The organism is Deinococcus pimensis DSM 21231 (genome assembly GCF_000519345.1).
In the GTDB taxonomy this organism is placed as follows: domain Bacteria; phylum Deinococcota; class Deinococci; order Deinococcales; family Deinococcaceae; genus Deinococcus_A; species Deinococcus_A pimensis.
Window position 1 is genome coordinate 94,475 of sequence record NZ_KI912676.1, and the last position, 6,228, is coordinate 100,702.

At 68.4% G+C, this 6,228-nt stretch carries 6 protein-coding genes; 2 read left to right on the top strand and 4 right to left on the bottom strand.

Going from position 1 to position 6,228, the window contains the following annotated elements; translation table 11 throughout:
- Positions 1-2: 2 nt before the first annotated feature.
- Both DEIPI_RS34745 and DEIPI_RS0125885 read right to left on the bottom strand, forming a co-directional pair.
- Positions 3-512 (bottom strand): hypothetical protein, encoded by a 510-nt coding sequence (locus DEIPI_RS34745; protein ID WP_045235216.1) that lies wholly within the window; start codon positions 510-512, stop codon positions 3-5.
- Between the two features lie 63 nt (positions 513-575).
- Positions 576-863, bottom strand: coding sequence for a YciI family protein (locus DEIPI_RS0125885; protein WP_027483698.1), 288 nt, complete (start codon positions 861-863; stop codon positions 576-578).
- Between the two features lie 945 nt (positions 864-1,808).
- Here DEIPI_RS0125885 and DEIPI_RS34750 point away from each other — a divergent pair.
- Positions 1,809-3,269: a replication initiator protein A gene (locus DEIPI_RS34750; protein ID WP_045235217.1), complete on the top strand. Its 1,461-nt coding sequence runs from the start codon at positions 1,809-1,811 to the stop codon at positions 3,267-3,269.
- A 79-nt stretch (positions 3,270-3,348) separates the two neighbouring features.
- Here DEIPI_RS34750 and DEIPI_RS36250 read toward each other — a convergent pair whose 3' ends face one another.
- Entirely contained in the window at positions 3,349-4,722 is a 1,374-nt protein-coding gene (locus DEIPI_RS36250; RefSeq protein WP_052352033.1) for a sensor histidine kinase, read from the bottom strand.
- A gap of 32 nt (positions 4,723-4,754) precedes the next feature.
- The gene (locus DEIPI_RS0125910) at positions 4,755-5,456 is read right to left on the bottom strand and encodes a response regulator transcription factor (RefSeq protein WP_027483699.1); all 702 of its coding nucleotides are present in this window, start codon (positions 5,454-5,456) and stop codon (positions 4,755-4,757) included.
- A 486-nt stretch (positions 5,457-5,942) separates the two neighbouring features.
- Here DEIPI_RS0125910 and DEIPI_RS0125915 point away from each other — a divergent pair.
- On the top strand, positions 5,943-6,228 hold a 286-nt coding region (locus tag DEIPI_RS0125915), incomplete at its 3' end, for an MFS transporter (RefSeq protein WP_027483700.1).

The window sequence follows — 6,228 nt, forward strand, 5'->3', positions numbered from 1 at the left end:
TCTCATTCTACGTGGAGGTGCGCTCCGCGCACACTCGGGAGGTCGATCGTCCGCTCGGCGTGCAGCCGCCCTCCACGCACGGTCGCGCCGATCACGAGGGCCGCGCCGATCAACACGAGATTCTTGAAGATGTACTGCCCTTCGAGCGTCGGAACGAGCGGCGCCGCACCGAACACCGCGTCCGGAAACAGCACGATCGGCGTCATGGTACCGAGCAACTGCACGCACAGCAACGCGATCACCGCGCGCAGCAGCACCGCCCCCAGCAATCCCACCCCGATCAGGGTTTCCAGCGCGGCGATGGCCACGCGCGCCGCGTCCGCGCCGAGCAACCCGAAACTCAGCACGCCTACCGTATCGACCGCGAGGTCCTGCGCGGGGCTGAGCCCGGGAATGAACTTGAGCGCGCCGAACCACACGAAGATGAGCCCCAGGCTGACACGCAGCACGGTCACGCCGTGTCGAGCCATCCACGCGACGATGCCACGGTCGAGTCGGTCGAGGTCACGCATACCCTCACCGTACCTGCGAGGTGCCGGGGCGCGTGTCCTCATGCCCGGTGGGGCGCTCGTCGTTCAGGCGCGTCGGGTCGGGGTGAACGCGACGAGGTCGTACGTCGCGAGGTTCGCCCGAGCGAACGGGTCCCGTGTGAGCCTCACGCGCAACTCGTGCTCGCTGCGGGCGCGCGCGAGGATCACGCCGCCCGTCCGTGGAGCGCGCGGGCCGGACAGGAGGAAGACGCCGTCGGCGTAGGCTTCGTCGAGAAAGGCGCGGTGGGCGGGCAGCGCGGCGTCGATGTCGGCGAGGGGCGCGCGGTAGGTGAGCAGCACCACGAAATGCAGGAGGTCGGACGCGTCGGTCATGTCCTGTTCAAGGTACGACGCCTGAGTGGTCGGGTCACCTCGGGGAAGGACGAGGTGCGGGTCGCCGACGGCGAGCGCCGCTTCGTGCGAACGGAGACGACGTCGGGGTTGCCGTTGTGGTTTCGTGCGCTGGGGGTGTCGAGGAGCTAATCCCTTTTCTTGGGAAGCCTCGTGAGCAAGATGTGGACTTGCCTCGTGCAACGTGTCACGTCGCCCGACTCCTCCAGGATCATCAGGGATAAATACGACCAGGCCACGTGACGCCGCTCCACGCGCCCAAATTTTCGTGCTGGTGACCGTGCGCGCCCGGCCTGCTCCGTCACGTCGTCGTGGGTCGTCGTGTCGACCCGTCGGCCGAAGACGTTCGGGCAGCTTGTCCCATCATGAGCAGGGGTGCGGGGACGCCAGACGCCCTGTGTCCCCTTGTTCGGGCATCTCGTCCCGTCTGCGTTCGTGTATTCGGGCATCTCGTCCCGTTCGTGACGTCGACTCGAAAAAAAAGTCGTGCTGATCGACGTTCAGCGTCGTGGCCCGGCGGGCGGCGCGCGTGGAGGCACGGGACGAGATGCCCGAATTCGAGGGGGGTGATCGGGGGTGTTTTGTTCGGGCATCTCGTCCCGTTTGAGCCGATCGCATTCGGGCATCTCGTCCCGTTCGGGGTCTCCGCGTTCGGGCATCTCGTCCCGTTTTGTTCGGGCATCTCGTCCCGTTCGTGACCCGTCATTCGGGCATCTCGTCCCGTCGGCAGGTGAAAAGTTCGGGCATCTCGTCCCGTTCGCGGGCCTGTTGTTCGGGCATCTCGTCCCGTTCGGGACCGCTCGGATGCGTGTTCATCGCAAAACGCTCGTTCGCCTGATGATGATCATTCTTTTATTTACATCAAACTTCTTTTTTCAAACAGAGGGACTCATCCTCAGGGAGGAATTTCTGTATGATGCGGCTACCTTGAGCGGGAGCAAGCCGACCAGAAAGGACAGCCGACCCCTGGAGCTTCGTCAGCGCTTCGACGAGCTCAACCTCGCGCGGCTTGGACTGATCTCCATCCAGGAACGCATCCCGGACGACTTCAACCGCTGGGAGATCGAGTTCGAGATCGACGGGCAACCCGCGAAGCTCGCCTGCATCTCCCACGCCGAATACGGCGGCGTCCCACACGGTCTCGACAACGACGTGTTCAGTGCTATCGTCGACCTGTTCATCGAGGCGGGCGCGCCCGCGAGCGGTGAACTCGTCGTCACCGCGCACGCCATCCTCAAACGTGCCGGCATCGACCCGAACGGACGGTCGTACGCGAACCTCCACCAGAGCCTGCATCGCCTGCGAACGGCCATCTACACGGCCAAGGAAGCCTGGCGTGACCACGACAAACGTCAGTGGACGTCCGTGACGTTCGCGCATCTCGAGCAGCTCGGGTACAGCGGCGAGCACGAGAACGTCGGGCGGGGCACCGTCATCCGGCTCGAACTTGCCCGTCAGATCGTCAAGAGCATCCGCGCGAAGTTCCTCAAGCCGCTCGACATGGGGTTGCTCTCACGGATCGAACGCCCCCTGGCTCGCGCGCTGTACCGTCTGCTGGACGCCAGGCGGTACGATCCGACGCAGCCGGACCTGCCCGCCGTGACCCTCGACGTCAACCTCGTCGACTGGGCGCGCGAGTGCAAGCTCAACTTCACCGAGGCCAAACGCATCCGGCGCGCGCTCGACCCCGCGCACGAGGAGCTCATCGCCAACGGGTACCTCGTGAGCGCCGAGTACAGCGGGCGTGGCGCCGCGCAGATGATCGGGTACGTGTTCGGTGACGGCCCCTCGCGTGGGGACGCCTTGCTGGGACGCGTGACGAAGCACGGGGTGGGTCTGCCCGTCGCGCGGAACCTGCTGCGCAGGCTGGGCGTGGACGTCTTCGAGGATCGCCTCGCCAAGGCCGAACATCTGCTCGAGCGCGGCTACAAGCCCAACAGCAAACCTGGCTTTCTCGTGGATGTCCTCAAGGACGAGGGCGGCAAATACCCTGAACCCGCGGAGTTCAGCCCGCCCAGCGTGAGCAAGTCACGTGACGAGCCCGAGCGGCCGCTCAGGTCACGTGACGACCGTGCCGAGGAGGAGGCCGAGCGGGCGTTGCGCGAGCACGAACGGCAACTGCGGGAGAGTGGCACGGAAGCGCAGGTGGAGTACGCCATGGACCGCCTCACCCTGATGCTGGGCCGTCACTTCGACACGCGCGCGCTCGCGCAGGTGCGTCACGCGCTCGAGGACGGTCGCGTGGACCCGCTGGTCGTGGCGCGTGAAGCGATCAAGGCGGTCGTGGAGAACCGCGCGCCGCATTTCGTGGCCGAGTTGCGCCGCGTGATCGACGCGCCTCCCATGCTCGGTGCCTTCGCGGGGAAAGCGGACGACACGCCCGGATGACGCGAGCTCCCGTGCGTGTCCGATGCGGCGCGTCGGGTCCTCCCGGGGGCTGGCGCACGGGGGGTGTCGCCGTTCCCGTTCATGCTCCTTCTCGGAAGGACCCGTACGGTTCGCTGCGAGGACGCGCCCGCGAGGCGGCGCCGTCACGCGCGTCCTCCACGCCCGTCACCCGCGGGAACGTCACCGTGGCGGTCGTGCCGACCCCGCGCCGACTGTGGACGCTCACCTGCCCGCCGAGCAGCTCGGTGAGGCTACGGGCGATGCTCAGCCCGAGCCCCGTGCCGCTGCCGCTGCGTTCGGCGTCCGCGCGGTAGAACCGCTCGAACACGAACGGCAGGTGCGTCTCGTCTATGCCTTCCCCGGTGTCGCTCACGACGAACTCCACCGCGTCACCACGTGCGCGACCCTCGATGCGGACCGCTCCACCTTCGGGCGTGTGGTTGAGCGCGTTCGACACGAGGTTGCCGAGCACCTGCCGAACACGCAGATCGTCGAGCGGCACGCGCGGCACGTCCGCCGCGTGCACGCTCAGGGACACCTGCTGTGTCCGCGCACGCTCCGCGAACGCCGCGTGCACGGTCAGCAGCAGCGCGCGCGGCTCGATGAGCGTCACGTCGAGCGGCAGCTCGCCAGCGTCGACGCGTGAGAGCAGGCGCAGATCGTCGATCAGGCCGCGCATCAGGTCGAGTTCACCCTGCACGACCAGCAGTCGATCCGGCGTCGGCGCGAGCCGCCCGGCGACCATCGCCTGTACGTACCCACTCGCGACCGTCAGGGGCGTCCCGAGGTCATGCGCGACGTCCGCGACGAGCCTGCGGCGGTTGCCGTCCGCCCGGTCGATCTGAGCGCGCATCGCGTTGAACGCCGCGGTGAGCACCGCCACCTCGTCGTGCCCTCGCACGTCCAGCGGCTGGTACGCGCCGCCGAGGGTGAAGCGTTGCGCCTCACGGGTGAGGTGATGCAACGACCGCATCATGCCGCGCGTGAGGAGCGCGCCGAGCGCCAGCACCAACAGCACGCGGATCAGGGCCGCGAGGGTGAGGCTCCCACCGACGGACGAGAGCAGCGCGCGCTCCTCGGGCGTGTCGTGAGGAGGCGCGCCCGGCACGACGTACCCGACGACCCGGCCGCCACGTGTGAGGACGCGCGTGTCACGCCGGGCACGCCAGTTACCCGGAGGTCGCGCGTTCGACGTGCTCGGCGAGGTGAGCTCCCCGGCCGCGTCGAGGACCAGGGCGCTCCGCGCGAGGTCGTCACTGCCGCCCCACGCGGGGTCGGGACGGAAGCCTTTCAAGCTGCCCGTGCGGGCGACGTGGTCGAGCGCCGCGCGTTCGAGACGCTCGGTCCGTTCGCGTTGCAGTTCGCTGCGGAACGCGCCGAGCGTGACGGTGGGCAGCAGCAACGCGAACGCGAGGGTGCCGAGCAGTCCGGCGACCGCGAAGCCGAGGATCAACCGGACATGCAACGACCGCCACGCCCGGACGGTCATGACGGGCGCGGCCAGACGGTGAGTTCGGGGTTGACGCGGTACCCCACGCCGAACACGGTGAGCACGAGGCGCGGATCGGCCGGGTCGTGTTCGAGTTTGAGGCGGAGCCTGCGGACGTGCACGTCCACGGTCCGTTCGGTGCTGTCGGCGTCCTCGCAGAAGCACGCGAGCAGTTCCGCGCGTGACGCGACCCGGCCGGGGTCACGCATGAGGTGACGCAGCACCGCGAACTCCGCCGGGGCGAGCGTGACCGTCTGAGCGCCGCGCGTGACGAGTCGTCTGCGCTCGTCGAGCGTGACGTCACCGACGCGCAGGGTCTCGTCGGGCGTGACGGTCGGGCGCGCCCGGCGCAGCACCGCGCGGATGCGCGCGGAGAGTTCGGGCAGGTCGAAGGGTTTGACGACGTGATCGTCCGCGCCGAGTTCGAGTGCGCGTACGGCCAGCGCGCGCTCGTCGCGGGCGGTGATGACGACGACGGGCGTGTCGGCCTCCTGACGGTACCGTTCGAGAAAACCGAAGCCGTCGAGGTCGGGCATCATCAGGTCGAGCACGATCAGGTCGGGTCGGACGTGCCGGGCGGTGTACAGGGCGGTGCGGCCGTTGTCCGCCGCGACGGTGCGGTAGCCTTCACCGCCGAGGTAGTCCTGCAGCAACCGGACGAGGCTGAGTTTGTCGTCGACGATCAGGATGGTCTTCAAGGGTCGGCCTCGCGCGTGTGACTGGAGCGGGGGAACTCACGCCCACGGGCGTGTTCATCCGATCTTAACTCAGGTGGTGACGTGAATCATCCGGGTCTCAGGGCGCGGGCGGTTCCCGCGCCGTGAGTGGCCCTGCCGTTCGGGTGTCGTGACGGTCGTCCCTCTTCGACGAGTGATGTCGTCGTTCCCTCGGTAGGCAACAGAACACATTCCGCCTCGCCGCGGCCTTCGCGGGCCCGGGGTGCGGTCACGCGAGGGTGACGTCCCGGGTGGATGTCGCCGCGCCTCGACGTGGGTTCGTCGTTGCCTGCCGATCCGTCATTTCTCGTACTCGGCTGATCTTGCTCCCCGAGTTTTATCCGGGTAATATCTGGACAGGAGCTACGGACCGTCCTTCCCCGCGACCACCGCGACCACCACTCCACACGCCATCCCACGGCCTGGCCACCGCCACGCCGACGCCCCTTCACAGCCACAGGAGGCACCATGCACACTCCCCGCGCGCCCGGCCTGCCCTTCATCCTCGTCACCCTCGTCATCGACATGATCGGCCTCGGCGTCATCATCCCCGTCTCGCCCGAACTCGTCCGATCGCTCACCGGCACCCCCGAAGGCGCCGCCCGCAACCTCGGCCTGCTCATCGGCCTGTTCGCCCTCATGGGGCTCCTCGCCGCCCCCACCCTCGGCGCCCTCTCCGACCGCCTCGGCCGCCGCCCCGTCCTCCTCGCCGGGACGCTCCTCACGGCCCTCTCCTACGCCCTCGCCGCGTTCG

What these genes read in the sequence shown, in the direction of transcription:
- DEIPI_RS34745 (WP_045235216.1), bottom strand. Translation starts at nt 512, where the DNA reads ATGCGTGACCTCGACCGACTCGACCGTGGCATCGTCGCGTGGATGGCT.
- DEIPI_RS0125885 (WP_027483698.1), bottom strand. Translation starts at nt 863, where the DNA reads ATGACCGACGCGTCCGACCTCCTGCATTTCGTGGTGCTGCTCACCTAC.